This window comes from Brevibacterium sanguinis, from assembly GCF_039528855.1.
Classification (GTDB): domain Bacteria; phylum Actinomycetota; class Actinomycetes; order Actinomycetales; family Brevibacteriaceae; genus Brevibacterium; species Brevibacterium sanguinis.
This window is the reverse complement of the sequence record NZ_BAAAMB010000010.1, coordinates 365,923-391,219: the sequence shown is the minus strand read 5'-3', so window position 1 is coordinate 391,219 and position 25,297 is coordinate 365,923. Positions and strand designations below refer to the sequence as shown.

The window sequence follows — 25,297 nt, the reverse complement described above, 5'->3', positions numbered from 1 at the left end:
GCCTGGCCCGGCAGCGCGGTCACCGGTACGCCTCGTCGAAGAACGCGCGTTCGAGCCCGACGGCCCGCTGCCACAGATCGGCCAGGCGCTGCCGGGCGGCAGCCGATGCCGCATCGTCCCCGCGCGGGTACACCCGTTCGAGTTCGTCGACGAGGAACTGCACCCAGCCGGTGAAGGCCTCCCCGCGGTGGAGGTCGATCCACCCGGTGTGGAGGTCGCGGCTCGGCATGGCCCGATCCTGCTCGCCCCACTCGAGGTAGAGCCATTCGGCGATGACGAGGACGACGAGGACGTCGGGGTACGACGCCGCGGCGACCGCCTCGCGCATGACGTCGCGGAACCCCGCGGTCACCTCGGTGAGCTGGGGATCGGTGTAGTCCGCGGGCTCCACCCCCACCTCGGCGAAGGCGCGGAGGAAGTACGAATCCTCATCGGCGGCGAGGAACCCGAGCTGCTGGGCGAACCGGAGCTTCGCGGTGATGGTGTCGGCGTGGGCGACGCTGGCGCCGAGCATCGAGAGGAAGTCATCGAAGAACTGGTAGTCCTGGACGAGGTACTTCGCCATCACCGCGTCGTCGACGGTGCCCGCGAAGAGCTCGGAGACGAACCGGTGATGGGTCGCCGCGGTCCACTCCGCCTCGGCGCTCGCCCGCAGCTCGGGCACGGCTCCGCCGGTCGCGACTGTGATCATGATGAGCCTCCATCTTCCTCCGCCGGTGTCACCCGGATCAGGTTCTAAGGGTCTGCGTGCGCACTCTCAGCGCCGGTCGCGGCGCTCCCCTGTGGTGGTTCGAGACTATCAGCCGACCGGTGCCGCCACAGCTGCGTCATGATGGGCGGCCTCGAGCTTCGCGCCGAGCACCTCGGCCAGCCGGACGGCGGCAGGCTGACGGCCGGCCGCACGCTCGCCGGCCTCGACCTCGGCGTTGTAGTTCGTGTTCGTGTTGATGTCGTAGACGACCTGGCGACCGTCGGCGGTGTCGATGAATTCGACCCCGGCGAAGTCGATGCCGAGTTCGGTGAGCAGCGCTTCGAGCCGACCGATGAGCGGGGTGTCCGCGGTGATCTCGTCGCGCCGGGTGAACTGACTGTCGCCGAGGCTGCCGGCCGTCCCGGGAACGGCGCAGGCATCGGCGGGGCAGAGTTCGAAGGAGCCGGCGGAGACGTCGACGGCGACGGCGTAGTGGAAGCGGCCGCCGATGAACTCGGCGCGCGTGATGAACGGCGCGGCCGGCTGCAGGTACTCCTGGACGAGGGTGATGCCGTCGATCGGCTCGGTGGACCCGTCGGGGGCGAAGTCGGCCACGGCGGCCTCGAGCTCGGCGTGCGAGTCGAAGCGGCGCACGCCCAGTCCCTTGCCGCCCTGGTTGTGCTTCGTGATGAACGGGGGCGCGAACCCGGCAGCCACCTCGGCGATCGCCGCTGATCCGATGTTCGCCGAGGTGGCCGGCACCTCGATCCCGTGCGCGGCGAGCACGCGGTGCTGGCGGATCTTGCTGACCTCGAGCTCGAGGACCTGCGAGCCGTTGACGACGGTGCGGCCTGCGGCCTCGAGCCACGCGAGGACCGCGCGTCCGTACTCCTTGACGTGGGGGTCCGTGCGGGTGTGCGACGATGCCGAGAGTCGGGACCAGAAGACGCCCTCGGGCGGGGCGGCGGCGAGGTCGATCGCGGCACCGGGCAGCAGCCACTCGACGAGCTCGACGCCGAGGTCGGCGAAGGCGTCAGCGAACGGCGGGATCCACTCGGGATTGTCGTGGATGACGTAGACCGCGGGACCGTCCGCGACCGGCAGGGTGTGCGTGCTCATCGAAGTCCTCTCATGCGCCGTGGCTCTGGCAGGTGCGCTGTTATTGCTCAACAATTCTATCGAGTCGGTGATTCCCTGGGTCGTGTCCGCCCTGCGGCGTAGACTCAGGACCATGGCTATCGCAAAGCAGCCCGTGGTCGTTCTCGATGCTCCGGATGCTGGTGAGCTCGCCCAGTTCTACGGCGAACTCCTCGACTGGCAGGTCCGCGTCGACGACGACGGCACATGGGCCGAGATCACGTCCGATTCCTGGCCGCCCATCTGCTTCCAGCAGGTCGAGGACTACCACGCCCCGAGCTGGCCGAGCCAGGAGCACCCGCAGCAGATGCACATCGACGTCATGGTCGATGACCTCGATGCCGCCGAGGCGGAGGTCATCGGGCTCGGCGCCGGGAAGGCCGCCGTCCAGCCGGGGGAGACATTCCGCGTCTTCCTCGACCCGGCCGGTCACCCGTTCTGTCTCTGCGTCAACTGAGACTCAGCGCGACAGCACGTCGTCGACGGCGTCGATGACGGCATCGGGACGCTCATGGGTGACGAGATGCCCGGCGTCCTCGAGGACGACGAGCCTGCCCTGCGGCATCGTGTCGACGTTCGTCGCCGCCGCCGCGTTCTGGCGCGAGCGCATCCGCCGCTCGAGCAGTCCCCGCTGCCGACCGCCCTGGAGGACGACGCCGGGCACGTCCGGTCCGCCGTCGCGTTCGAGCATCCGCATGAGCGCGATCGACGAGGTGACATGCCGTTCCTCGCGCAGCGCCATGCGCATCGCCCGCTGGGTGAGCGAGTCGCGCCAGAACAGGGCGAGATCCGCCTCGGTGATCAGCGGTGATGCCCCGTCGGGCAGGAGCGTTCGGGTGAAGCGATCGCCCTGGCCGGCCCGGATGAGCAGCGACCCGAGCCGCATCGAACCGGCGTTGAGGGCCGCGACCGCAGGGGAGAGGATCGCCGAGGCGGTCGCATCGACGAGCACCATCCCGGCGACCCGCTCGGGGTTGAGGTGCGCGAAGAGTCTGACGATCGGTCCGCCCCAGCTGTGGCCGACGAGGACGACCGGCGTGTTCCCGGCGACCTGGTCGACCACCTCGGCGAGGTCGTCGACGATCCGCTCGAGACTGCGCGGACTCCGGTCGTCAGCGCTGCCGCCGATGTTCGCGCGGTCGTAGGACACGGTCCGGGTGCGGGTGGCGACCTCCCGTTGGATGTGCGTCCAGGCAGCCGCCGAGGCACCCATGCCCGCTTCGAAGACGATGCACGGACCAGGCGCCTCACCTGCGGTGACGGTGCGGATGCGGCGGCCGTCGGCGAGCGTGACGATCTCCTCGGTGAGGCCGTCACCGGGATCGAGGTGCGGCGGGCGAGACGAGCCTGAAGTGTCAGATGAATCTGACTTGTCAGACGAGTCAGGGCGGGGCGGAACGGTCATCGCTGCTTCCTTGCCGGAGGTCCGTGTGCTCCCAGGCTAGCCCCTCACCCGCGCTGACGACGGCGGGCGCACCTACGATGGATGCCATGGAGATCATCGCGTCGTTCGCCGACATCGTCCCTGTTCCCTGGGCCAACGGCGCGGGCGAGACGACCGAGCTCGTCTCCCTCGACGCCTCCACGGCGCTCACCCCCGACCGGCGTTCGTGGCGGCTGAGCATCGCCCGCCTCGAGCGGACCGGTCCGTTCTCCTCCCTGCCCGGACTCGACCGGACGTTCCTTCCCACCGACGCCGAGGTGGTCCTCGACATCGCCGGCACCGCGCACCGGGCCGGCCCCGGATCACCGCTGCGCTTCTCCGGGTCCGATGCCGTCGCGCTCACCGACCTCGCGGCCCCGACCTTCGCCGTCAACCTCATGGTCGTCACCGACGAGGCGACGCTGCCGCCGCTGACGATGATGCTCGAGCCCACGACGATCCTCGACCCCACCGGGACGGCAGAGCCCGGCGAGTCCGCTCGGCCGCGGTTCGCACTCGCCCTCACCGACGGCCCGCACTGGCGCCGCTTCGATCTCCTCCGCCTCGGCGACGACGATGCCATGGGGCCGGGGGACCGCCTCGGCGGGATCGGATTCGCCTGACGGGTGACAAGGTTCCTGGACAAACCATGTCAGTCGCCTGTTCCGCCCGTCACACGACCGCGCATCGGTCCAGGTCATGGGGGACGGGCCAGGCGTCGGCGTCCAGACGGCTCTCAGTTTCGGGGGACCCCGGTCAGCGTCTCCGGACCTCGGCGGAGAATACTGGGGAGAGTCACACAGTCTTGGAGGTACGTTGGCGCCGCAGAACAGAGATCCGCATGACCCGAACGATCCCGCAACGGGATCGACTCCGCAGGAGAGCCGGCCGTCCCAGGCCCTGCCGATGGTCACGGAGGAGATGACGGCTGCCCATCAGCCTGTCCTGCCGCCCAACCCGATTCGTCGCGACGGTCCCGTCACCGAGAGCCGGCCGGCGCACACCGAGCCTGTTCACGCCCAGCAGACGGCCGCGCAGCCGACATCAGTCGCGCCCGCGGTCGCCGCGGAGACGACGACGCTCGACACCACCGACGGTGACGAGAGCACGGACGAGAAGAAGGAGAAGGGCGGCAACGGGATCTCCGCGACCCAGCTGCTCGCCGGCGCCGGTGCGGCCGCGACGTCGTCGATCGTCGGCGGCCAGCTCGGTGTGGCCGGAACCGTCATCGGGGCGGGCATCGCGAGCATCGTCACCGCGCTCGCTGTGAGCATCTACAGCAAGAGCATCGAGAAGGGCAAGGAAGCCGTCAAGGAGGTCGGGTCGAAGCTCGCCCCTGCCGTAAAGAAGGGCGCGACCCTCCCGCTCGTCGGCCCCGGTGCCGGCGCCCCCGGCAGCACGAACCCTGACGCCCCCGGCAGCGACCAGACTGCCGTGTACGGCACGGTTCCCGGCAGCACATCCTCAGGCAGCACAGCACCCGGCAGTGCAGATCCGGACGCCACGGCGGTCTACGGTGCCGTCGACGGCGATCCGTCGCGCACCGATTCGGCGTTCGGCAACCTCGACGAGACGGAGGCGAACGCCGAGGCGGCCGCGGGCACAGATGCCGACGACGAGCCGAAGTCGTGGCTGCAGAAGCTCAAGCGCAAGCGCGTCCTCTACCCGGTGGCCATCGGCGTCGCCGCGTTCGGCATCGGCCTCGGCGGCGTCGTCATCGCCGAGAACCTCACGCAGGCCGACATCTCGCCGGGCACCTCGCAGATCTCGCGATCGGTGACCGGCGACTCCGGCAGCGGCGACGAGTCCGGATCGTCATCGAGCGACGGCGGCAGCGACGGCGGTTCGAACTCCGGGAGCTCGAGCGGGGAGAGCGGCAGAAACACCAGCAGCGACAGCAGCTCCTCGACGTCGGGGGAGAGCGATCAGAGCTCGACGTCCTCGTCGAACAGCGATCAGACCGGCACGGATCAGGGCACGAACTCGAGCAGCGACACGAGCGGCACGTCCTCGGACACCTCCGGGTCGAGCAGCTCGAGCTCGGACTCCTCGTCGACCTCGGACGGCTCGGGCAGCAGCACGAGCAGCGACTCGGGAACCTCCGGTTCGGGCAGCAGCGGCAGCGGCTCGGATTCCGGTGGCAGCGGCTCGAGCAGCGGATCCGGCTCGGGCGGCAACGGCTCGAGCGGATCGGGTGGTTCCGGCAGCGGCGGCTCCGGATCCGGCTCAGGCAGCAGCGGCTCCGGCGGCAGTGCCGCCGGCTCCCAGGGCTGACCCGCACCACACCCGGGACCCGCCTCGGGGCGTGATCCGCCCCGGGGCGTTGCTGTTCCCCCACGCCCCCATTAGCCTTGGACGCGTGAGCACACCAGAAGCATCCAGGACCGGGCTGTCGGCACGCCGATAGTCCGGAGATCCTCATCCCGGCACCGGCAGTGCCAGACGGTTCATCCCTGACGCTGCTGTGTCCGAAAGGCTGCTTCATGCCTGTGCTGCTCTATCTCCTTGCCCTCGCCGTGTTCGCGCAGGGCACCTCCGAATTCGTCCTCGTCGGTCTGCTCACCGACATCTCCCGTGATCTCGACGTCTCCCTCGCCGAGGCGGGGCTGCTGACCACCGCATTCGCCGTGGGCATGGTCGTCGGCGCCCCGGTGATGGCGGCGGCGAGCCGTCGGTTCTCGCCGCGGTTCGCGCTGACGGGTTTCCTCGTCGTCTTCGTCCTCGCTCATGTCGGCGGTGCGCTCACCGACTCGTTCCCCGTCCTCGTCGCCACCCGCAGTCTCGCCGCTGTCGCCAATGCGGGGTTCGTGGCGGTCACGCTCGCTCTCATCCCCCGACTCGTCGCCCCCGGGCGACAGGGTCGGGCGATCGGGGTCGTCCTCGCCGGGACGACGCTCGCGCTCATCGCCGGGGTGCCGGCGGGGGCGTTCCTCGCCGCCGGCTTCGGCTGGCGGTCGGCGCTGTGGGTGATCGCCGCCCTCTGCGTGCCCGCGCTCCTCGGCGTTCTCGCGGCCGCCCCGGGAGGGACCGCGCACGCGGCCGACCGGATTCCGCTGCGCGCCGAGCTCTTGTCGCTGCGCTCCCCGGACCTCCTCGTCGTCATCGCTGTCGCGGTGCTCGTCAACGCCGCGACGTTCGGGGCGTTCACGTATCTCGCGGCGGTCACCGAGGTCGCGCACGGTCTCACCGGTGCCGCCGTGCCCGTGCTCCTCGCGGTGTTCGGCACCGGCGCCTTTTGCGGGGTCAGCGTCGCCGGTCGGTTCGCCGATGCACGGTGGAGGCGGCTCCTCGGGGTGCTCGGGCCCGTCCTCGTGCTCACCTGGATCGGGCTCGCCCTCACGGTCACGGGGGCGGGGACGGACGGCCGCCTCGGCGCGGTCATGCTCTGGGTGCTCACCCCGCTGATCGGATTCCTCTCGTTCGCGATCGGCAGCACTCTCATTGCGCGCATCGTCGCCACTGCCGCCGGTGCCCCGACACTCGGCGGGTCGTTCGCGACGGTCGCGCTCAACCTCGGTGCGGCGGTCGGACCGGTCCTCGCCGGGCTCGCCCTGCAGCGGTTCGGTCTCATCGGGCCGTTCGGTGTCAGCGCCGTCTGCGCAGGTCTCGGCATGGTCGTCATCCTCCGGCGGCTGTCCCTTGTGCGGGAGTGAGGCGGGCGCATACTGGACACATGCCGGAACTGCCCGAGGTCTCAGCGCTCGTCGACTTCCTCACCCCGCGTCTCGTCGGTGAGTTCATCGCGCAGGTCGACATCGCCGAGCTCTCGCTGCTGCACACCGCCGACCCGCCGCTCGACGCCGTCATCGGGCTCGAGATCACCGGGGTGAGGCGCGTCGGCAAAGCGCTCGTCATCGACTTCGACGGGCTGTCCCTGGTGTGCCGATTCGCCCGCGCCGGCTGGCTGGTCTGGCACGATGCCGCGCCGTCGACGCCGGTGCGGATGGGGAAGGGGCCGCTGGGGATGCGGGTCACGTTCGCTTCTGGTTCAGGGTTCGACCTCACCGAGGCGGGGACGAAGAAGAATGCGTCCGTGTCCCTCGTCCGCGACCTCGGCGATGTCGCTGCGCTCGCCGATGCGGGTCCCGACGCCCTGGAGATCACCGCGGAGCAGTTCGCCGCCGCGCTCGCCGGGACGACCTCACGGGTCAAGACTGTGCTCGACGATCAGAGCGTCGTCGCGGGCATCGGCAACGCCTTCTCCGACGAGATCCTCCACACCGCGAAGATCTCCCCGTTCGCGACGGCGAACAAGGCCGATGCCGATGCCGTGTTCGCAGCGATGACCTCGGTGCTCACTGCGGCACGGGAGGCGCTTTCGGGGCTGCCCCCGGCGAAGATCAAGGCCGCGAAGAAGAAGCTGCTGCGCGTGCACGGGAGGACCGGTCAGACGTGCCCGGTGTGCGGGACGACGATCGCCGAGGTCTCCTTCACCGACCGGTCGCTCCAGTACTGCCCCGGGTGCCAGACCGGTGGGAAGCGACTGAGCGACCGACGCATGGACCGCCTCCTCAAATAGCGGCGGCTGAGGCCGAGGGGTCGATGATGACGAAGCAGCCCCACAGCCGAACACCACCGACCGTGACCCGCAGCGACGTGGGCGCCAGGATTCCGAGGTCGAGCTGGCGGTGAGCACCGTGGAGTGCGCGCCGGTACGAGCCTCGGGCCCAGCCACTCTGAGAGTCCCGCTGCGGCACCTTTCGGACCGAACCGCAGAGCGGTGTTGAAGCACTGGCTGAAGCGGTGCTCGTCCGGTGGAGCCAGCGTGTCTCCTCAGCGACCGGGCGGGATTGCCGACGCAATCGATCCTGGGGAAGCAGTGGTCTTCTCGCGTTGTCAGGCGTTGTCGCGCAGGTGCGCGGAGGCAGCTCTGGTCAGGTTGGCAAACGCCGACTGGAGCGGCGTGATGGCGTGGCTTCCGTGGTCGCCGTGAGCGCGTCGGGCAACGGCGAGGCCGATGGTGAGCTGCTCAGCCAGCGGTCGGACAGCGATCGATGTCCGCAATGGCAGTCCTGAGGGATCCGGGATCAGTGCGACCCCCAAGCCGGCGCTGACCATTGCAATGAGAGTGGAGGTCTCCGTTGCGGTCTGGACGATGCGAGGGCGGAACCCCAGTTGTCGGTAGAGCTCCCAGACTGCAGACGCCACCGTGGAAGAGCGGGGATAGCTGACAAGGCCGGTGTCGGCCAACTCTGCCACGCTCACCGGATGCCCTTGAGGAGAACGGCAGATCGCGGGATGGTTCATCGGGAGAATCGCCACGATCGGAGTCTGTTCGAACTCGTCGAGTATGAGTTCGCCCGATTGCACTGGCGGCCGCAGTACAGCGATATCGATGCGGTTCTCAAGCAGGGCGTTCTCCATCTGGGGTGTGAGCATCTCACCGGAGATCTGAAGACGCACATTGGGGAGCTCGGTCTGCGCGCGTCTGACGACCTCAGGCATGAGCCTGTATGTTGCCGTTCCCGAGAACCCGACCCGGAGAACACCGGCGGCACCGCGGCCCACTTCCGCAACGTCGAACTCTGCGGCTTCGACGTCGGAGAGCAGCTGCCGGGCTCGATCCATGAGGAGCAGCCCCGCCTCGGTGACCTCGACTCTGCGCGTCGTTCGCTCGAACAGTGTGGTGCCGAGTTCGGCTTCGAGCTGTTTGATTTGGTTGGAGAGCGGAGGCTGGGCCATGTGCAGTCGATCTGCAGCGCGCCCGAAATGCTTCTCCTCTGCCACTGCAAGGAAATAGCGCAGGTGTCTCAGTTCCATAGGGGTTCCAATCACGGTTGACGCACGCGAGAAATCAAGCCCGGCGTGATCATTGCCGAACGGCCTCTCGGACCTCGATTCATATCGTCATCATATGAAAAGAGGAAAAACCTGTACTTCTGTATCTTGATCGTCAACTCTACAGTGATTGAGATCACTGGGAATCCTCGCTGTGATTCTGCGCGGGGACCGAGCTGGGAGATGACATGACTGACGCAACGACGCATCGGACGGGAAGCCACGAGACGAACCCCGAAGACACGCTGGACGGCGGACGGAGGCGCAACTGGTGGCTCGTCACACTTGGACCGCTGGCTGGTCTCGTCCTCGCCGCAATCCTGCCTGACTCCCTCTCGTTCGAGGGCCGGGCTGTGGCCGGGTGCGGGCTGTGGATGGCGCTGTGGTGGATGACCGAGGCTGCGCCCATCCCAGTGACTTCGCTTCTCCCGCTGGTGCTGTTTCCCCTGTTCGGAATGGGAGAGATGAAAGCCGTGGCGGCCCCTTACGCCGATCCGGTGATCTTCCTGGTCCTGGGTGGCGTCATACTCGGTCTGGCTGCTGAGAAGTCTCGGTTGCACCTGCGTGTCGCGCTCGTGACCATTCGCCTGGTGGGCACCAAGCCATCGCAGATAGTCCTCGGACTCATGATTGCTTCTGCGTTCGTTTCTGCGTGGGTCTCGAACACCGCCACCGCAGTCATCATGGTTCCCATCGCCGTCTCGATCATCGATCTCGTGCGGAGAGTGAACAGGCAGGCAGTCGGTCCGAAGTTCGCCGCGTCGATGCTTCTCGGTGTTGCCTACGGAGTGACGATCGGATCGACGGCAACGCTGATCGGCCAGCCCCCGATGGCGCTCATGAAGGGCTATCTCAGTGAGGCCTATGACTTCGACATGGGGTTCGGCACCTGGATGCTCATCGGGATCCCGTGGGCGATCGTCATGCTGTTCATTGCATGGGCGGTTCTCACCAAATTGGTGTTCCGTCCAGAGGTCGACAAGCTCCCAGGAGGTGAGGGTGTGATCCGCGAGGAACTCGCGAAACTCGGGCGAATGACCACCGCGGAGCGCCGAGTGTCGGTGATCTTCTTGGTGGCGATCTTCTTCTGGGTCGCTGTTCCGTTTCTCGCGCAGATTCCGTGGCTGGCCGCCAACGCCGCCTTTCTCGGGTCAATCGATGACGCGCAGGTTGCAATGGCTGCGGCGATCGCCTGTTTCATCGTGCCCGCTGGGGGCGGCACGAACGGCAGCGACGGGCGGGCGCTGTTGCGATGGTCGGACGCGAAGGAGGTCCCCTGGGGCCTGCTGCTGCTCTTCGGCGGAGGCCTGTCCCTGTCGGCGATGTTCACTGCCACGGGTTTCTCAGGATGGGTGGGAGAGCAGGTTGCCGGTCTGACGGGCCTGCCCCCATGGCTGATCATCGTCGCAGTCATTGTCGTAGGTCTCGGCTTGACCGAGCTGACATCGAACACCGCTACCGCAGCGGCGTTCCTGCCGATCTTCGGTGCCGTCGCGGTGGGGGTCGGCCTCGATCCGCTATTCATGACGATTGCGGTGACCCTCGCTGTCTGCTCCGCCTACATGCTTCCAGTCGCGACGCCCTCCAACGCCGTGGCGTTCGGCACGGGTGAAGTCTCCATCAAGCAGATGATGCGTGCGGGACTGTGGTTGAACGTCATCTCACTCGGGTTGATCATGATCGTCATGTATACGCTGGTTCCAGTCGTCTTCGGGGTCTCTCTCTGATCGTGTGACCCGCCCGCCCCTCACTCCGCGCAGCAGTGGCCGCCGGAGTCGGGGGCCGGCACGTCGAGGACGGGGGAGCGGTCGAAGAAGCCCTCGGGGCGCAGCTTGAAGCCGACGGTATCGACGGGCATGATCGGCCAGTCCTCGACGCGTGGAAAGTGCGTGAGCCCGAACGTGTGCCACACGACGATGTCCTCACCGTCGACGCTGCGGTCGGCCTGCGTCCATGTCGGCAGGCCGGCATGACCGGCGTGCTGGTTGGGGAAATCGCCGGTCGGGTACCGCTCGTCGACGTCGTACTGGCTCACCCACAGCGCCTTCGACGCGAACGTCGCCCGCTTGTGGACCGAGGACTCCTCGGCGGCGAGCAGCGTCGGCAGACCGGCCGGATGGAGTTTGTAGGCGACGGGCTCGCCGAGGCGGTTGATCGACTCCGGGTTCGACACCACCCACGTCCGGGCCACCGACTGGTCGGCGTCGCGCTGGGCCGCGAGCTCCGTGGCGAGCAGGGTGCGCTTGCGGGTGAAGGCGTTGCCGCGCGGGTTCTCATCCGAGACCGGCAGCCGGACGACGTCCTCCTCCTCGACCCGGCAGCCGCCGCCGTCGAGGGCGAAGTCGAGGCGGGCGCCGAAGAGATGCTGGTGGAACGGGGCGCCGAGCCCCGGTGCGATCTCCGAGGCGAAGTCCGTCGAGCCGTTCGGCAGCGCCGAGGTGAAGACCACGCCCGTCGCCTTCGCCTCGAACTCGATCGTCCCGTCGAGGTAGAGGTACCAGTAGAACCCGTAGTCGTAGTTGCCGACGGTGGTGAAGAACGAGACGACGAAGCGCCGGTTGCGCCGCGTGTAGGCGACCCCCGACCACAGGTCCGAATGCTTCGCGAGCACCCCGGCATCCTCCTCGTGCATGCAGATGCCGTTGCGGATCTGCCGCGGCTCGCCGAGGTTGTTGACGACCCACGGGGAGAGGTAGGTGATGTCGCCGAGGCAGTCGCACCCGAGTTCGAGCGAGTTCGCCCACTGGCCGACGAGGTATTCGCCGGTGTCGAAGTAGTTCTGCCACGACCGCACCGGGGAGGGATCGCCGTAGGGGACGACCATCTCCGCGATCGCGGCCCGGTCGAGGATCCGCCGGGTCTCATCCCCGTCGGTGAACGCGATGTTGTGGAGGACGAGACCCTCGCGCATGTCGAAGCCGACGTCGAAGGACCACTTCTCCCAGTCGATGTGGTTGCCGTCGGTGACGGTGAAGCTCGGTCCCTCGGGCTGGGTGATCGAGATCGGCTTCTGTGTCGTGCGCAGCGGACCGGTGAGCTCGGGGTCGGTGTAGTTGCCGTGCTCGGCCGGGATCGGCACGTCCTCGAGGTCGAGGACCTGGTCGACGCTGCGGTTCGTCACATCGACGTAGGCGACGAGGCCGTCGATGGGGTGCGCCCACGCGCTGTCGGAGGCGTGCTGCTGGTGGAACGCGAGCCCGCGGAGGATCCGCCGTCCCGCCTCGTCGGGGTATTCGAAGACACCGGCCGACAGGGGAGCGACCCGGACCTCGTCGAGGGCGAGACCGCGCCGGGCGATCGCCTCCTGCCACGCGGGATCCTCGCTGAGCACCTGTTCGACGATCTCGAACTCCTCTTCCATGACGGGGAACTCGCCGGCGACGGCGGAGTCGACCTCGGTGACGGATTCGACGCTGCGGTGGGTCGCGGACACGACGATGTCACGGGCGGTGCCGGCTTCCTTGTCGCTGACGAGGACGCGGAACCGGCGATCGACGGTGCTGGCGTCGCGCGCGGTGCCGCGGACGGGATCGAGGAGCCCGAGGTAGGCGATCCGCGCCGCGGCGGGGAAGAGATCGGCGTCGCGGAGCGTGTCGACGACCGTCGTCATCTCGTCATCCGTGGCCAGGGAGTAGGGGGTCTGGGGAGTCATCGTCCACCTCTGCGGTCTGAGGGTTCCAGGAATCTGGGGGTTGGCGATCAGGGGTTGGCGTGAGCCGGATCACGTTATAATCTACACTCGTAGGAAATAAAGTCAATGGGGATGGAGCACCGGTGCCGAAGATCGTCGACTACGCCCAGCGTCGCCGCGACATCGTCGACGCGACGATGCGGATCATCGCGCGCCAGGGCCTGCCGGGGGCGACGATGCGCGACATCGCCGCCGAGGCGGGGTTCGCCAACGGCGTCGTCAAGTCCTACTTCGGGTCGAAGGCCGACCTCCTCGCCGCGACCTATGTCGACGTCTACGAGGCGACGAATCGCCGCGTCGTCATCGCCACGGCGGGCCGGAGCGGGCTGACCGCGCTGCACGCGTTCGCCGCCGAGGTCGTTCCCCTCACCCCCGAGCTCCGCGACGAGGCCCGCGTCGTCCTCTCCTTCCTCGCCGAGGTGGCCCAGGATCCGGTCCGGGCCCGCGAGGTGCGGGCGACGATGGCCCGCTGGCGGGAGTGGATCCGCGGGTGGCTCGCCGAGGCGGCCGCTGCGGGGGAGATCTCCGCTGAAGTCAGCATCGACGTCGAGACCGACATCCTCCTCACCTACCTCTACGGGGCGCAGACGACGTCGATCCTCGGCGGGGAGAGCTTCGACTTCGAGGGATTCCGGACCCAGCTGAGCTACCTCATCGCGCGGCTCGACACCAGGCATGTCGGAACCCGGCATCTCGCAACCGGAACGCGCGAATCCAAGGAAACGGCACAGGCAGGCAGGTGAGAGCGATGACGCTGATGGAGAGCACGGCCGCGGACTTCGACGATTGGCGCAGCCTCGTCTCCGACTCGTTCGTGCCGCTCGAGACCGACCCGCAGCGCCGCGGAGCCTTCGCCGGCTCGATCAGCGCCCGAGACTACGACGCCGTCGTCATGTCCCACATCTGCGCCAACCCCCACGCGGTGCTGCGCACCCCGCGGCTCATCGCCGGCGGGGGAGAGGACTACTACAAGGTCTCCCTCCAGGTCAGCGGGCACGGTCTCCTCGTCCAGGACGGCCGCGAAGTGCCTTTGGCGCCGGGCACTCTCGCCCTCTACGACACGTCCCGGCCGTACACGCTCAGCTTCGACACCGACTCGACGTCGTACGTCATGATGTTCCCGCAGTCGCGGGTCACCCTGCCGCAGGACAGCGTCGCCCAGCTCACGGCGACGGCGATCGGCGCCGGCCACGACCTCGGCGCCGTCGTCTCCGATGTCATCGTCCGCGCCGGCACGATGCTGCCGACCCTGACCCGCTCGGTGGGGATCAGGTTCGCCGGCAATATCGTCGACCTGCTCACGACGGTCATGGCCGATGAGCTCAGCGACGGCGCCGAGGTGCCCGATGAGCGACAGCGGCTGTGGACTCAGGTCATCGCCCACATCGACGACCACCTCGGCGATCCGACGCTGTCACCGGCGACGATCGCAGCCGCGCACTTTATGTCCGTGCGCGCCCTCCACCAGCTGTTCGCCGGTGGGGAGAGTGTGGCCGGGGAGATCCGCCGACGGCGCATCGACCGCTGCCGGGTCGACCTCGCCGATCCCCTGCAGAGGCACGTGCCGGTCGCCGCGATCGGCGCGCGGTGGGGGCTGCCTGATCCGGCGCACTTCTCCCGCCTCTTCCGCAAGGTCGTCGGTCAGCCGCCCGCCGTCTTCCGCCGCACCCACCTCGAATGACCACTGTCGTTGCGTGACCCAGGTTGCCGGGTGACCCTGGCCGCCGGGTGAGGCTGTGCACGGGAGGTCAAGGGGACTGCTCGGAAAGCCAAGACGCGCCGGCTGGTGGCGCGGCAGGGTGGGGAGAACAATGACGTCTGTGAGGTGAACGACATGAGCGCTGCCACCGGGAATTCCCACGGCCCCGGCCAGTCCAGCAGTTCCGGCCATGCCGGCGGCGCTGGTGGTCCGGGCGGCCCTGGTGATCGCAGCGGCATCGGTCACTCAAACGGTCCCGTGCGTTCGCACGGTCACGGTCCGGCGGCTGCGAGCCTCGATGCGCGGAGGATCGGCACCCCGGCACTCGTCTTCATGATCATCGCCGCCTCGGCGCCGCTGACGGTCGCCGCCGGCGGACTGCCGAGCAACTTCGCGGTCACCGGACTCCTCGGGATCCCGCTGTCGTTCATCATCCTCGGCGTCATCCTCATCCTCTTCGCGATCGGCTACGGGGCGATGAGCCAGCACGTCCACAATGCGGGCGCGTTCTTCGCCTACATCGCCAAGGGGCTGGGCAAGCGGATCGGCGTCGGAGCCGCGCTGACGGCGCTCATGTCGTACAACGCGATGCAGATCGGCATCGTCGGGATGTTCGGCTTCGTCTTCTCCTCACTCCTGAACTCGTTCTTCGGGCTCACCGTCTCGTGGGTCGTGTGCGCGCTCATCGGCTGGGTCGTCGTCGGTCTCATGGGCATCGCCCGGGTCGATTTCTCCGCGAAGATCCTCGGCATCATCGTCACCACGGAGTTCCTCGTCGTCGTCATCTACGACGTCATCGGACTCTCGAACAGCCCCGAGGGGCTGTCGACGGCCGGCTTCGCCCCCGGTGACCTCTTCGTCCCGGGGATCGGCGCGGTGCTCGCATTCTCGATCGCGGCGTTCATGGGCTTCGAGTCCGGGGCGATCTACAACGAGGAGGTCAAGGATCCCAAGCGCACGGCCGGACGGGCGACGATCATCGCGGTGTGCCTCATCGCCGTCTTCTACGCCTTCTCCGGCTGGGCGATGGTCATGGCCGAAGGTCCCTCGCAGCTCGTGCCCCGCGCCCAGGAGCTCGGTCCCGATCTCATGTTCGCCTACCTCGGCGAGCACGCCCCGGTGTGGTTCGTCGACCTCGCGAACCTCCTCTTCCTCACCTCGCTGCTCGCCGCTCTCGTCGCGTTCCACAACATCGTCGCCCGGTACTTCTTCGCCCTCGGCCGCGACAGTGTGCTCCCGTCGTTCCTCGCCCGCACTTCACGACGGTCAGGCGCGCCCGTCGCGGGATCGCTCACGCAGTCGGCGCTCGCCCTCATCGTCATCCTCGTCTTCGCGGCCGCGGGCGCCAGCAGCACGGATCCGCTCTTCCCCGTCGTCACCCTCTTCACGTGGCTGACGAACATGGGGGCGTTCGGCCTCGTCCTGCTCATGGCGCTCACCGCGCTCGCCGTCATCGGGTTCCTCCGAACCCAGCGCGCGGAGTACTCGACGTGGGTTCGGCTCATCGCGCCCGGCATCGCGGCCATCGGACTCTTCGTCCTCTTCTTCGCGATCGTCGCGAACTTCGACGTCCTCATCGGCACGACGGAGCCGACCGTGCTCTCGTGGCTGCTGCCGCTCCTCGTCCTCGTGCCCGGGCTCATCGGCACCCTCTGGGCCTTCTGGCTGCGCGGCAGCCGGCCCGAGCTCTATGCAGGAATCGGATCCGGTGGAAGTCTGGGATGAGGACCTGCATGAGACGAGGATCTGCATGAGACCCCGCGACCCTGACAGTCGGCGTCGACCCGACCGTTGGCTTCCACCCGACCGCACCCGTCCCACTCACCGAATCCGAACCGAAGGAGCATCATGAGCACCGACCTCACGACCTACGATGGACTGCTCGCCGCGATCAACGACCCGGCGGGTCGCGAGATCACCGACCCGGCGACCGGTGATGTCATCGGCTGCACCCACGAGGGCACCGTCGCCGACATCGACGCGGCCGTCAGCGCCGCGGTCGCAGCGCAGCCGGCGTGGGCCTCGCGCCCCGTCGCCGAACGCAACGACCTGCTCAACAAGGCCGCCGACGCCATCGAGGCCTCCGCCGAGGCGCTCGCACAGCTGCTCTCCCGCGAGGCGGGCAAGCCGCTCAACGGGCCCAACGCGCGCTTCGAGGTCGGCGCCTGCGCGGCGTGGCTGCGGGCGAACGCGGCCTTCGTGCTCGAACCCGAGGTCCTCGTCGACGAGGACGGCACGCACGCCGAACTCGTCTACGACCCGGTCGGCGTCGTCGGCGCCGTCGGTCCGTGGAACTGGCCGATGATGATCACCGTGTGGCAGCTCGCCCCGGCCCTGAAGATGGGCAACGCCGTCGTCGTCAAGCCCTCGGAGTACACACCGCTGTCGGTCCAGGGCCTCATCGCCGTCATCAATCAGGTGCTGCCCGCCGACGTGCTCTCCGTCGTCGCCGGTGACGGGGCCGTCGGTGCGGCGCTGACCGACCACGACGACGTCGACAAGATCATGTTCACCGGCTCGACGAAGACCGGGCAGGCGATCATGCGCTCGGCCGCTGACAACCTCGCCCGGCTCACCCTCGAGCTCGGCGGCAATGACGCGGGCATCGTCCTCGAGGACGCGGACCCCAAGGCAATCGCCACCGACCTCTTCTGGGGCGCGTTCATCAACACCGGTCAGACCTGTGCGGCGATGAAGCGACTCTACGTCCCCGAGTCCCTCTACCAGGAGGTCTGCGACGCCCTCGTCGAGGTCGCCGCGCAGATGCCGATGGGTGTCGGCCTTGACGAGAACAACGTGCTCGGTCCTCTGCAGAACAAGCAGCAGTACGACATCGTCGCCCGTCTCGTGCAGGCGGCAAAGGACGGGGGAGCGACGGTGCTCGTCGGCGGAGACCCGCAGGAGGGCCAGTCGGGATACTTCTACCCGACGACGATCGTCGCCGACATCGACAACGACAACCCGCTCGTGGCCGAGGAGCAGTTCGGTCCCGCCCTGCCGATCATCAAGTACACCGACCTCGACCAGGCGATCACCTGGGCCAACGAGCTCGAAGTGGGGCTCGGCTCCTCGGTGTGGGGGTCCGACCTCGACGAGGCCAAGCGGGTCGCGGCGCGACTCGAAGCCGGCTCGACGTGGATCAACAAGCACGGCGCCATCGATCCTCGCGTGCCCTTCGGCGGTGTCAAGAAGTCCGGTTACGGCCTCGAGTTCGGTCTCGAGGGCCTCAAGCAGGTGAGCGTCCCGCACGTCATCTCCTGGTGACCAGTCGTCTCCTGGGGTGTGCTAGCTCCTAGGTGATGGCGACATTCGGCCGTCCGGCCGGGTCCGGTTGATCTGATCCCGGGCCCGGTCGGGCCATATCTGGGGTTGGGTTGCCTCTCGGAGTGGCAGACTCTTCCGGCAACACGGCGACGCCGTACAACAGAGCGCCTCGATCCTTCGGCCACGCGGCAGTGCCCGCAACTCAGAACGGTGGCGGCTCGCCGTTGTCCCAGACCCATTCCTGCTGAGGGGACGCCGGCCGCCGGACGATTCCCATGCGCTTGACCCAGCCGGGTCTCCCGATTTCGCCCTGCGGACCGGGACAGTCGTCGGAGATGCGCGTGTCTCCCGATTCCGGCAGCGATTGCTCGGGCGGCGGTGGTTCCGGCGGCGGTGGTAGCTCGGGAGGTGGCGCAGGTGGCGACTCGGGCGGTGGCTCGGGTGGTGGTTCGACCGTGGCGAACTGCCTGGCGTGCTCGACGTTGACAGGGTTGTCCCCTGCAACGAGAATCGCGCTCACTCCGTGGGCGAAGCGGTACCGGAGGAGGCCGGCGGACTCCATCCACACGGCGTACTTCCTGTCCGTCTTCGCCTGGTGGTGCGATTTGCAGAGGGGATGGAGGTTGCCGAACACGGTGAGTCCGCCGTGTTCGGGGTCATCGTGGTCGAACGGAATGATGTGGTCGACTTCTGAGGATTCTGCTCGCCGTCGGCATCCGGGGACGGTGCACGACTGCCATTGGGCGATGAGCGTCTGTCTCACCGTCTGTGGAATGTAATAGCTCTTGGCCTGGGCATCGACCGGAGTGCCGGTGGCGGGGTCGGTGAGGATCCGCGACCACGTCGAGCAATGGCCGGCGACGCGTCGCGCCATGTCCGCCGGAACCGGTGAGCCGTCGGAGAACGTCCCCGGCAGCTCGGACTGGTCGAGCAGTGACATGAGCGGCACCGTCATGATCATCCGGGCCTGATTGGCGAACCAGAACCCTGTGGTCGGCAGGGAGAGATTGAGACCGAGGAGAGGACGACCCTCCTCGTCGCGGTCGACGTCGACCGCCTCCTCGAACCGATCGGCCGCCGCGGTGAGGGCATCGGCGATGTCGGCGACGCTGCGCACGTGCTCGGTGTCGAAGGGGATCTCCCGTGTGGTGACCTCGCCGGTGTCGGTGTCGTGGGCCCGCACCTCGATGCCGACCTGGGGCCTCGTCTGGGTGAAGATGTCGAACATCAGAGCCATGATCGTGCGGTCGTCTTCGATGACGGCACCGGACGGGAGCATGTCGGCGAACGGTGCGGTGCTGTTGTTCCGGATCGCTTTGGCGAAGGCTTCGATGCGGAGGAAACAGGCTTGGAGTTCCGCTGAGGGGCCGGTGATCGTCAGGCACGACGTGCCGTCCGGATGGGTGGTGAGGTCGACGCGGCGGTGGTCGAAGGCACGCTCGCTGCGCTCCTCGACGGGTTCGACCACGCTGATCTTCATGGCCAGGGACTTGCGGAAGGTCTCGATCGTGACATCGGCGCGACGCCGCGCGAGGTAGCAGTCGATCTCCGGCAGGTGGGCGAACCCGATGTCCTTGCACAGACGCGCGGCGGCGACGACGTGGGCGTAGGTGAAGTCGCCGGCGAGGCAGCGCTCGTGGAACTTCGGCAGTCCGTGGATGAGGAGCATCGCCGTGGTGATGTGGGTGTAGGTCGTGGTGATCGAGTTGCCGAGGATGGTCGCGAGCTCCGCGATGTCCTCGGCGTGGGAGTGCGCATGGACCCAGCCGTCGATCGACTGGGTCTCGCGGAAGCGCGGGAAGCCGGGCAGGACTGCCGTGTCGGAGGCTTCGCCGTCATCGCGTTCCGAAGGCACTTTTGGACTGTCCGACGCCGTATCAGCCTGGTCGTCGCGGGTGCGCGCCCGCGCGAAGCGTCGAGCGGTCTCGGTCAGGCTCGCGTGCCGGTACGGTTCGTCCGCATCGGGATTCATGAGGTTGAGGTGGTCGATGACCTCGTCGTGGAAGAGCGCGGCAGTCGTCTCGAGCGCGGTGAGCTGGGCCCGGTCACACGCGGAGTAGACGTCGACGGCAGCGGCGAAACGGGAGTCCGGATCGACATTGATGCGCCGGCTGTTTCGGCCAGGCTGAGCTCCGGAAGGGACTGATTCGGTTGTGTCGGTCACGGGGATTCACCTGTCTTCCCACGTCAACGTGGTTAATGACATCAGTGTAGTTCACGATCCAGATGAAGTCAATGGGTTTCTCGAAACTGATTCGAACGCAAAAATCGATAGATTCTCTGTGCTCAGCGATTTTCGGAGCCCGCGATGACATGCGAACGCCCTCCCACCTCGGCGAGCGAGGAGAGAGGGCGCGCGGAAGGGAGGGGAGGGTCAGTCCTCCCAGTAGGCGTTGTCGATCGTCTCCGGCATGCCGTCGATGACGTCGACCTCTTCGACGTGATCGTCGGCGAGGGCGTCGACGTCGAGATCGTCGCCGCTGAGCTCGGCGACCTCGGAGTCGTCGTCGCCGTAGGAGACCATGTCGTCCCCGTCGCGGTTGCCCTGTTCGGCGGCGGTCGTCGGGTCGGTGTCGAGGTCGCCGTCGAGCGCGGGGGCGTCCTGTTCGTCGTCCCAGCCGGCGTCGGCGATGAGGGCGTCGTCGGCGCCTTCGATGCCGGTGCCCTCGGGTCCTTCGGCGCCCGGTTCGACGTAGGGCTCGCTGTCCTCGTCGTCGATCTCGTCGAAGTCGTCCGATTCGGCGTCGTCCTCGGCTTCGTCGGCGGTTTCCTCGAGACCGGTGAGGTCGACCCCGGTGGGCTCGGCGTCGTCCTCTTCGAGCTCTTCCTCGTCGAACTCGTCGTCCTGCGTGAGGAAGTCGTTGTCAGCGGGATCGGTGTCGTCTGCCCAGGTGTCGCCGGTGCTCATGGTCGCTCCTTGGTTCGGGTCGGTACATCCTTATTCTTGCACCGTTGCGCGACGGTGGGGACAGGCAGCGGAAAGTGCTGAGGAATCGGTCGCGCAGGATGGATCCCCTGCAGAGATCTCCGGGATCTCCCCAGCTCGCCGAGGCGGTCCTGCGGTTCCCGCGCCCGCCCGGTCCCGCGCCCGCCCGGTCCCGTGCCCGCCCGGTCCGGAGCCGGCGCGGTTGAGGAAGCTCCGCGCCGGGCCCTCTCCACGTCTCGAGCGTCCTCAGACAGTCACGCCGTTGACTCCTGCCGCCGCGACCCCGTTCGACTCGGATGTGCCGAGGCGCGACCCTGACCCCGCACCCTGAGACCCCGCACCCTGAGACCCCGGCGTCACCGCGAGCAGCGAGTCGAAGACCCGGCGGAGCTCGCTGTCGGCGTCGGGCACGCCGGCGACCGAGCGGTAGGCGACGTAGCGGTCGGGGCGGACGATGACGACGCCTGAGGAGCTGATGCCGCGGTTCTTCATCCACGCCATCCGCACGTCGACGAAGTCGCAGCCCTCGAGGCCGACGGTGTGCGCTCTCAGCGGCAGGCCGCGCTCGGCGGCCAGCCGGTTCGCCGCATCGACCCAGCCCTGGCCGTCCTCGCCGGCGAGGACGAGGAAGTGCCCACCGGCGACGAGGTCGCCGAGCGCGATGCGCTCGTTCGACTTCTCGACGAAGGCGTGGGGGAGCGGATGGCCCGGCTTGGTCGAGGGCTCGTAGAGCCGCACGGGGTCGATGGGGGAGTAGTCGGGCGATCCGTCGGAGACGATGGCCGCGGAGTCGTACCGATACCCGAACTCGACGTTGTGATGGCGGAACTCCATCGTCTGCGTCCCGATCGCCTTGTTGAGCGCGTGGCGCTTCTCCGCAGCGTTGGGCAGCGAGTCGTCCCAGATCGGCTCGAGTTCGGCCCAGTTGTCCGTAGCGGAGGCTTCGGGCGAGAGGTTGAGCGCCTTGTCGATCGTGAAGTGATTCATCGCCGAGGCGACCGCGGCGTCGACATTGTCCTGATCGACCGGCTGGCGCTCGGCTTCGTAGGTGTCGAGCAGTGCGTCGTCGGCCTTGCCGGCGAGGACGAGGGAGAGCTTCCACGCGAGGTTGTACCCGTCGTGGATCGCGGAGTTGAGCCCGAGTCCGCCGGTCGGCGGGTGGCGGTGGGCGGCGTCGCCGATGAAGAAGACGTCGCCGGTCCTGAACCTCTCGGCCACGACTCCCTCCATGATCCACGGCGAGACCTTGTGGACCGTGAGCGCCGAGCGGTCGACGCCGAGGACGGTGCACAGGCGCTCGATGACGAGATCGTCTCTCAGCGCGTCCTTGTCGTGCGTCGCGTAGTCGAGATGCACGACCCACTCCTCCGAGGTCGTGCCCCAGTGCTCCGGTCCCATCGCCACGAGGACGCCGGAGGACCACGATCCGCCGAACTCCGGATTGACGAGCCAGCGGATGAGCACATCGTCGTCGCGGGCCGACTGGGAGAGGTCGGCGGAGAAGTGGACGGAGACCATCATCATGAGGTCCGTCGGACCGGTCATGCCGACGCCGAGGGCCGGGCCGATCGTGCGCCCGCGGTCGGCGGCGATCGCATAGCGGGCACGCACGGTGTACTCGGTGTCGGTGTCCTTGTCGAGCACCGTCGCGCGCACGCCCTCGTCGAGCTGCTCGATCGCGGTGACCTCGTGATTGAAGCGCACGCCTCGCGGGTCGGGATGGAGCGTCCGGGCGTGGTCGAGGAGGAGCGGTTCGAGGCGGATCTGGGGCAGATTGCACGTGCGCTTCGCGCTCGCCGCGATGTAGTCGGGGTCGGTGTAGCCGCCGCCCCACACCTCGAGATGGCCGAGTCGGCGCCCGGAGTACCGGTGGTCGCCGACGAGGCCGGCGTACCACCCGGTGGCCTTCATGTTCTCGGCGGGCGTGCTGCGCTTCTCGACCTCCGGGGCCACGCCGACCTCCTCGAAGATCTCCATCGTGCGCTGATTGAGCACGTGGGCCTTCGGCAGCTTCGAGGTGTAGGGCAGCGAGCTGACGAGCAGGTGATCGACGCCGAGCTTCGACAGGTTCATCGAGGCCGACAGTCCGGCTCCGCCGCCGCCGATGATGAGAACGGGTACTTCGATATCAGCCATGGTGCCTCCTTGCATCCCGGCATCGGCGTTGCGATGCCACAGGCTCTGATCCGACTTCTGCGCCACGATCGGTCGTCGCGTGGTGTCCACCGTATGAGCTGAATCACGACATTGCAAGAGAAAAAAGATATTTTCAGCAAACGTCGACAGATGGCTGTTCCATCTATACTGGCGCTATGCCTGCACCTCGAGCCGGAAGCACGCTCTCCGCGGAAGCCTATGATCGCCTGCGCGCCGAGCTGCTGCGCGGAAGCTTCACCCCGGGCTCGAAGCTGCGCATCGGCGAGATCGCCCGCGGATTCTCCGTCAGCGCCTCGGTGCTGCGGGAGGCGATGACCCGGCTGGCCCAGGACGGACTGCTCAGTGCGAGTCCGCAGCGCGGCTTCTCGGTTCCCGAGCTCACCGTCGGAGCGCTCGAGGATCTCACTCGGGCCCGCCGGATCATCGAAGCCGCCGCCCTGCGCGAGTCGATCGCCGATGGGAGCCTGTCGTGGGAGTCGGATGTGCTCGCGGCTCACCACATGCTCGAGCGCACGCCCTTCACCGACGGGGGCGGGCACATCACCGAGGAGTGGGGGCATGTGCACCGGGCGTTCCACGAGGTGATCCTCGCCGGCGGCCGCAGCGAGACGCTGGCGAAGGTGGCGACCGACCTGCGGGCGCGCTCGGCGCTCTTCGTCCACTGGTCGCGCGAGCTCGTCGTCGACGAGTCCCGTGACGTTCCCGCTGAGCACCGGGAGATCGCCGAGGCGACGGTGGCCCGTGATGTCGAGCGCGCGGTCGATGCCCTCGAGTGCCATATCCAGCGGTCGGCCGATGTGCTCATCGCCAGCGTCACCGCGAAGGCGAGTGCCTGAGCCTCGCGCCCGTGGCAGCTGCTCGTCCCTGGCAACTGCCGGTCCCTGAGACACAGAAGAACCCCGCGGAATCCGCGGGGTTCTTCGTGGTGGTGGCTCCGACCGGCGTCGATCCGGTGACCTTTCGATTTTCAGTCGAACGCTCTACCAACTGAGCTACAGAGCCTGGCCGCCGACATACGCATGTATGCCGAGAGAAACAAAGGCTCTTCCGAAGAAGAGCCTTATGCTCCGCGACCCTGACGGGACTCGAACCCGCGACCTCCGCCGTGACAGGGCGGCGCGCTAACCAACTGCGCCACAGGGCCTTGCTGTTGTGGTGACAGACCTTTCGATCCTACACCGTACCCCCAACGGGATTCGAACCCGTGTCGCCGCCGTGAAAGGGCGGTGTCCTAGGCCTCTAGACGATGGGGGCCTAGTTTGCTCTCGGATTCCCCGTGGGCAACGACGTTAAGCTTATCCCAACCTTTTCGGAGAATGCAAAACAGATCGCGGTGTCCTCCGTCACAGAATCCCGGCCCCGTTCGCGGGCCTCGCGCACCCGGATTCCCGTGTCAGATCCGCCCGTTAGGATCGGGGCCATGGAGCAGCTGAGCGACGAGGAATTCGATGCCATCCTCGAGGAGGCGGTCGAATCGCTGCCTGCCGGAGTCACCGACGAACTCGACAACGTCGCCCTCTTCGTCGAGGACCGTCCCGAGGACGGCAGCCGCACCCTGCTCGGCCTCTATCACGGGATCCCGATCGGCGAGCGCGGTCAGAGCGGACTCGAGATGCCGGACACGATCTTCCTCTACCGCGACAACCTCATCGCCTTCGCCCGGGACCGCGACGACCTCCGCGAGCAGCTCGTCATCACGATCGTCCACGAGATCGCCCACTTCTACGGCATCGACGACGACCGGCTCCACGAAATCGGTTGGGGGTGAGGCCGACTGACAAGGTGCCCGAACGCGATGATCCCGTGTGAGCTGGACGAAGGCTCGCTACCGGCAAGTTCGGTTTGCCTTCATTGATTGGCGCTGGGCTTGACGGTTCGCCTATTGTGGGCGGGTACCCAATCAGTAACCGATACAACATTCCGTCCGTATCGAGCTGGGAAGAGCGCGAGGCTCCGGCAGTCGCGCTCTGCGTCTCCCTCTCGACCCGCGGGCAGGAGGCACGACCCCCTTATGACAGTTGCATCTGCATCCAAATCGGCCAGCGCGGCTACCCCGGCCGTTCGCGTTCTCAATCTCGCGGGCATCGACTACAGCCTGCACAGCTTCGAGCACGACCCCGCCACCCGGCGCTACGGCTCGGAAGCCGCTGACAAGCTCGGCGTCGGGTCCGACCAGGTCTTCAAGACCCTGATGATCCAGGTCGACGGCGCGCCCGTCACCGCTCTCGTCCCCGTCTCGGGACAGCTCGACCTCAAGGCCCTCGCCTCGGCGCGCAGCGCGAAGAAGGCGCAGCTGGCCGGGGTCGCGGAGACCGAGCGCCGCACCGGCTACCCGGTCGGCGGCGTCTCCCCGTTCGGGCAGCGCCACGCCGTGCCCGTCGTCATCGACCGCACCGTGCTCGAGCACGCCTCGGTCTTCGTCTCAGCCGGCCGCCGCGGCCTCGAGATCGAGATCCGACCCGAGGACCTCGTCATGCTCACGAACGCGCAGGTCGCGAAGATCGCCGCGCTCGACTGAGCAGAAACACTGG

21 protein-coding genes, 3 tRNA genes and 1 riboswitch are annotated in these 25,297 nt (G+C 67.9%); of the genes, 13 read left to right on the top strand and 11 right to left on the bottom strand.

Annotated features, from left to right (window positions below; all coding sequences use genetic code 11):
- Window positions 1-19: 19 nt before the first annotated feature.
- Together ABD154_RS13725 and ABD154_RS13720 are read right to left on the bottom strand one after the other, a co-directional pair.
- The gene (locus ABD154_RS13725; RefSeq protein ID WP_198500533.1) at window positions 20-691 is read right to left on the bottom strand and encodes a TenA family protein; all 672 of its coding nucleotides are present in this window, start codon (window positions 689-691) and stop codon (window positions 20-22) included.
- A riboswitch (TPP riboswitch) is annotated at window positions 688-792 on the bottom strand. Its footprint overlaps the gene before it by 4 nt.
- A gap of 7 nt (window positions 793-799) precedes the next feature.
- Window positions 800-1,810 (bottom strand): ATP-grasp domain-containing protein, encoded by a 1,011-nt coding sequence (locus ABD154_RS13720; RefSeq protein WP_344251450.1) that lies wholly within the window; start codon window positions 1,808-1,810, stop codon window positions 800-802.
- 112 nt (window positions 1,811-1,922) lie between these two features.
- Between ABD154_RS13720 and ABD154_RS13715 the strand changes: the two genes are divergently transcribed.
- Window positions 1,923-2,285 carry a VOC family protein gene (locus ABD154_RS13715; RefSeq protein WP_198500535.1) on the top strand — a complete coding sequence of 121 codons (363 nt, stop codon included), beginning with the start codon at window positions 1,923-1,925 and terminating at the stop codon, window positions 2,283-2,285.
- 3 nt (window positions 2,286-2,288) lie between these two features.
- Here ABD154_RS13715 and ABD154_RS13710 read toward each other — a convergent pair whose 3' ends face one another.
- Window positions 2,289-3,233: an alpha/beta fold hydrolase gene (locus ABD154_RS13710; protein WP_344251449.1), complete on the bottom strand. Its 945-nt coding sequence runs from the start codon at window positions 3,231-3,233 to the stop codon at window positions 2,289-2,291.
- Between the two features lie 86 nt (window positions 3,234-3,319).
- Here ABD154_RS13710 and ABD154_RS13705 point away from each other — a divergent pair, with 86 nt between their 5' ends.
- From ABD154_RS13705 to ABD154_RS13690, 4 genes are all read left to right on the top strand, one after another.
- On the top strand, window positions 3,320-3,874 hold the full coding sequence (locus ABD154_RS13705) for a HutD family protein (RefSeq protein ID WP_198500537.1): 555 nt from the start codon (window positions 3,320-3,322) through the stop codon (window positions 3,872-3,874).
- Between the two features lie 298 nt (window positions 3,875-4,172).
- The gene (locus ABD154_RS13700; RefSeq protein ID WP_198500538.1) at window positions 4,173-5,525 is read left to right on the top strand and encodes a hypothetical protein; all 1,353 of its coding nucleotides are present in this window, start codon (window positions 4,173-4,175) and stop codon (window positions 5,523-5,525) included.
- A gap of 209 nt (window positions 5,526-5,734) precedes the next feature.
- A complete protein-coding gene (locus ABD154_RS13695) occupies window positions 5,735-6,904 on the top strand; it encodes a Cmx/CmrA family chloramphenicol efflux MFS transporter (protein WP_198500539.1) in 1,170 nt (389 codons plus the stop codon).
- A gap of 20 nt (window positions 6,905-6,924) precedes the next feature.
- On the top strand, window positions 6,925-7,770 hold the full coding sequence (locus ABD154_RS13690) for a DNA-formamidopyrimidine glycosylase family protein (RefSeq protein ID WP_198500540.1): 846 nt from the start codon (window positions 6,925-6,927) through the stop codon (window positions 7,768-7,770).
- A 317-nt stretch (window positions 7,771-8,087) separates the two neighbouring features.
- Here the strand turns inward: ABD154_RS13690 and ABD154_RS13685 are convergent, their stop codons facing one another.
- Window positions 8,088-9,011 (bottom strand): LysR substrate-binding domain-containing protein, encoded by a 924-nt coding sequence (locus ABD154_RS13685; protein WP_198500541.1) that lies wholly within the window; start codon window positions 9,009-9,011, stop codon window positions 8,088-8,090.
- Between the two features lie 206 nt (window positions 9,012-9,217).
- Here ABD154_RS13685 and ABD154_RS13680 point away from each other — a divergent pair, with 206 nt between their 5' ends.
- Window positions 9,218-10,756 (top strand): SLC13 family permease, encoded by a 1,539-nt coding sequence (locus ABD154_RS13680; protein ID WP_198500542.1) that lies wholly within the window; start codon window positions 9,218-9,220, stop codon window positions 10,754-10,756.
- Between the two features lie 20 nt (window positions 10,757-10,776).
- Here the strand turns inward: ABD154_RS13680 and ABD154_RS13675 are convergent, their stop codons facing one another.
- On the bottom strand, window positions 10,777-12,681 hold the full coding sequence (locus ABD154_RS13675; protein ID WP_198500543.1) for a primary-amine oxidase: 1,905 nt from the start codon (window positions 12,679-12,681) through the stop codon (window positions 10,777-10,779).
- Window positions 12,682-12,803: 122 nt separating this feature from the next.
- Between ABD154_RS13675 and ABD154_RS13670 the strand changes: the two genes are divergently transcribed.
- The 4 genes from ABD154_RS13670 (at window position 12,804) to ABD154_RS13655 (ending at window position 17,683) form a co-directional block, all read left to right on the top strand.
- On the top strand, window positions 12,804-13,463 hold the full coding sequence (locus tag ABD154_RS13670; RefSeq protein WP_198500544.1) for a TetR/AcrR family transcriptional regulator: 660 nt from the start codon (window positions 12,804-12,806) through the stop codon (window positions 13,461-13,463).
- Window positions 13,464-13,468: 5 nt separating this feature from the next.
- On the top strand, window positions 13,469-14,401 hold the full coding sequence (locus tag ABD154_RS13665; protein WP_198500545.1) for an AraC-like ligand-binding domain-containing protein: 933 nt from the start codon (window positions 13,469-13,471) through the stop codon (window positions 14,399-14,401).
- Window positions 14,402-14,677: 276 nt separating this feature from the next.
- Window positions 14,678-16,144: an APC family permease gene (locus ABD154_RS13660; RefSeq protein WP_282959858.1), complete on the top strand. Its 1,467-nt coding sequence runs from the start codon at window positions 14,678-14,680 to the stop codon at window positions 16,142-16,144.
- Between the two features lie 123 nt (window positions 16,145-16,267).
- Window positions 16,268-17,683 (top strand): aldehyde dehydrogenase family protein, encoded by a 1,416-nt coding sequence (locus ABD154_RS13655; RefSeq protein WP_198500547.1) that lies wholly within the window; start codon window positions 16,268-16,270, stop codon window positions 17,681-17,683.
- Window positions 17,684-17,885: 202 nt separating this feature from the next.
- Here ABD154_RS13655 and ABD154_RS13650 read toward each other — a convergent pair whose 3' ends face one another.
- The 3 genes from ABD154_RS13650 to ABD154_RS13640 form a co-directional block, all read right to left on the bottom strand.
- A complete protein-coding gene (locus ABD154_RS13650) occupies window positions 17,886-19,847 on the bottom strand; it encodes an HNH endonuclease signature motif containing protein (RefSeq protein ID WP_232623835.1) in 1,962 nt (653 codons plus the stop codon).
- A 210-nt stretch (window positions 19,848-20,057) separates the two neighbouring features.
- Window positions 20,058-20,591: a hypothetical protein gene (locus tag ABD154_RS13645; RefSeq protein WP_344251448.1), complete on the bottom strand. Its 534-nt coding sequence runs from the start codon at window positions 20,589-20,591 to the stop codon at window positions 20,058-20,060.
- Window positions 20,592-20,855: 264 nt separating this feature from the next.
- Window positions 20,856-22,745 carry an FAD-dependent monooxygenase gene (locus ABD154_RS13640; protein ID WP_344251447.1) on the bottom strand — a complete coding sequence of 630 codons (1,890 nt, stop codon included), beginning with the start codon at window positions 22,743-22,745 and terminating at the stop codon, window positions 20,856-20,858.
- A gap of 176 nt (window positions 22,746-22,921) precedes the next feature.
- On the opposite strand from ABD154_RS13640, the gene ABD154_RS13635 reads away from it, so the two are divergent.
- Window positions 22,922-23,602: a GntR family transcriptional regulator gene (locus ABD154_RS13635; protein WP_137825869.1), complete on the top strand. Its 681-nt coding sequence runs from the start codon at window positions 22,922-22,924 to the stop codon at window positions 23,600-23,602.
- Between the two features lie 90 nt (window positions 23,603-23,692).
- Here the strand turns inward: ABD154_RS13635 and ABD154_RS13630 are convergent.
- The 3 genes from ABD154_RS13630 to ABD154_RS13620 form a co-directional block, all read right to left on the bottom strand.
- Window positions 23,693-23,768, bottom strand: a tRNA-Phe gene (locus tag ABD154_RS13630).
- 68 nt (window positions 23,769-23,836) lie between these two features.
- A tRNA-Asp gene (locus ABD154_RS13625) sits at window positions 23,837-23,910 on the bottom strand.
- Between the two features lie 37 nt (window positions 23,911-23,947).
- Window positions 23,948-24,020 (bottom strand) — tRNA-Glu (locus ABD154_RS13620).
- Between the two features lie 166 nt (window positions 24,021-24,186).
- On the opposite strand from ABD154_RS13620, the gene ABD154_RS13615 reads away from it, so the two are divergent.
- The gene (locus ABD154_RS13615) at window positions 24,187-24,534 is read left to right on the top strand and encodes a metallopeptidase family protein (protein WP_137825195.1); all 348 of its coding nucleotides are present in this window, start codon (window positions 24,187-24,189) and stop codon (window positions 24,532-24,534) included.
- 243 nt (window positions 24,535-24,777) lie between these two features.
- On the top strand, window positions 24,778-25,284 hold the full coding sequence (gene ybaK, locus ABD154_RS13610; RefSeq protein WP_137825194.1) for a Cys-tRNA(Pro) deacylase: 507 nt from the start codon (window positions 24,778-24,780) through the stop codon (window positions 25,282-25,284).
- The last annotated feature ends 13 nt before the right edge of the window (window positions 25,285-25,297 follow it).

Excerpts from the sequence above, each read along its gene's own strand:
- ABD154_RS13635 (WP_137825869.1), top strand. The coding sequence starts at position 22,922 with ATGCCTGCACCTCGAGCCGGAAGCACGCTCTCCGCGGAAGCCTATGAT.
- ABD154_RS13680 (WP_198500542.1), top strand. The coding sequence starts at position 9,218 with ATGACTGACGCAACGACGCATCGGACGGGAAGCCACGAGACGAACCCC.
- ABD154_RS13715 (WP_198500535.1), top strand. The coding sequence starts at position 1,923 with ATGGCTATCGCAAAGCAGCCCGTGGTCGTTCTCGATGCTCCGGATGCT.
- ABD154_RS13685 (WP_198500541.1), bottom strand. The coding sequence starts at position 9,011 with ATGGAACTGAGACACCTGCGCTATTTCCTTGCAGTGGCAGAGGAGAAG.
- ABD154_RS13695 (WP_198500539.1), top strand. The coding sequence starts at position 5,735 with ATGCCTGTGCTGCTCTATCTCCTTGCCCTCGCCGTGTTCGCGCAGGGC.
- ABD154_RS13615 (WP_137825195.1), top strand. The coding sequence starts at position 24,187 with ATGGAGCAGCTGAGCGACGAGGAATTCGATGCCATCCTCGAGGAGGCG.
- ABD154_RS13720 (WP_344251450.1), bottom strand. The coding sequence starts at position 1,810 with ATGAGCACGCACACCCTGCCGGTCGCGGACGGTCCCGCGGTCTACGTC.
- ybaK (WP_137825194.1), top strand. The coding sequence starts at position 24,778 with ATGACAGTTGCATCTGCATCCAAATCGGCCAGCGCGGCTACCCCGGCC.
- ABD154_RS13645 (WP_344251448.1), bottom strand. The coding sequence starts at position 20,591 with ATGAGCACCGGCGACACCTGGGCAGACGACACCGATCCCGCTGACAAC.
- ABD154_RS13690 (WP_198500540.1), top strand. The coding sequence starts at position 6,925 with ATGCCGGAACTGCCCGAGGTCTCAGCGCTCGTCGACTTCCTCACCCCG.
- ABD154_RS13655 (WP_198500547.1), top strand. The coding sequence starts at position 16,268 with ATGAGCACCGACCTCACGACCTACGATGGACTGCTCGCCGCGATCAAC.
- ABD154_RS13725 (WP_198500533.1), bottom strand. The coding sequence starts at position 691 with ATGATCACAGTCGCGACCGGCGGAGCCGTGCCCGAGCTGCGGGCGAGC.
- ABD154_RS13675 (WP_198500543.1), bottom strand. The coding sequence starts at position 12,681 with ATGACTCCCCAGACCCCCTACTCCCTGGCCACGGATGACGAGATGACG.
- ABD154_RS13705 (WP_198500537.1), top strand. The coding sequence starts at position 3,320 with ATGGAGATCATCGCGTCGTTCGCCGACATCGTCCCTGTTCCCTGGGCC.
- ABD154_RS13665 (WP_198500545.1), top strand. The coding sequence starts at position 13,469 with ATGACGCTGATGGAGAGCACGGCCGCGGACTTCGACGATTGGCGCAGC.
- ABD154_RS13700 (WP_198500538.1), top strand. The coding sequence starts at position 4,173 with ATGACGGCTGCCCATCAGCCTGTCCTGCCGCCCAACCCGATTCGTCGC.
- ABD154_RS13640 (WP_344251447.1), bottom strand. The coding sequence starts at position 22,745 with ATGGCTGATATCGAAGTACCCGTTCTCATCATCGGCGGCGGCGGAGCC.
- ABD154_RS13710 (WP_344251449.1), bottom strand. The coding sequence starts at position 3,233 with ATGACCGTTCCGCCCCGCCCTGACTCGTCTGACAAGTCAGATTCATCT.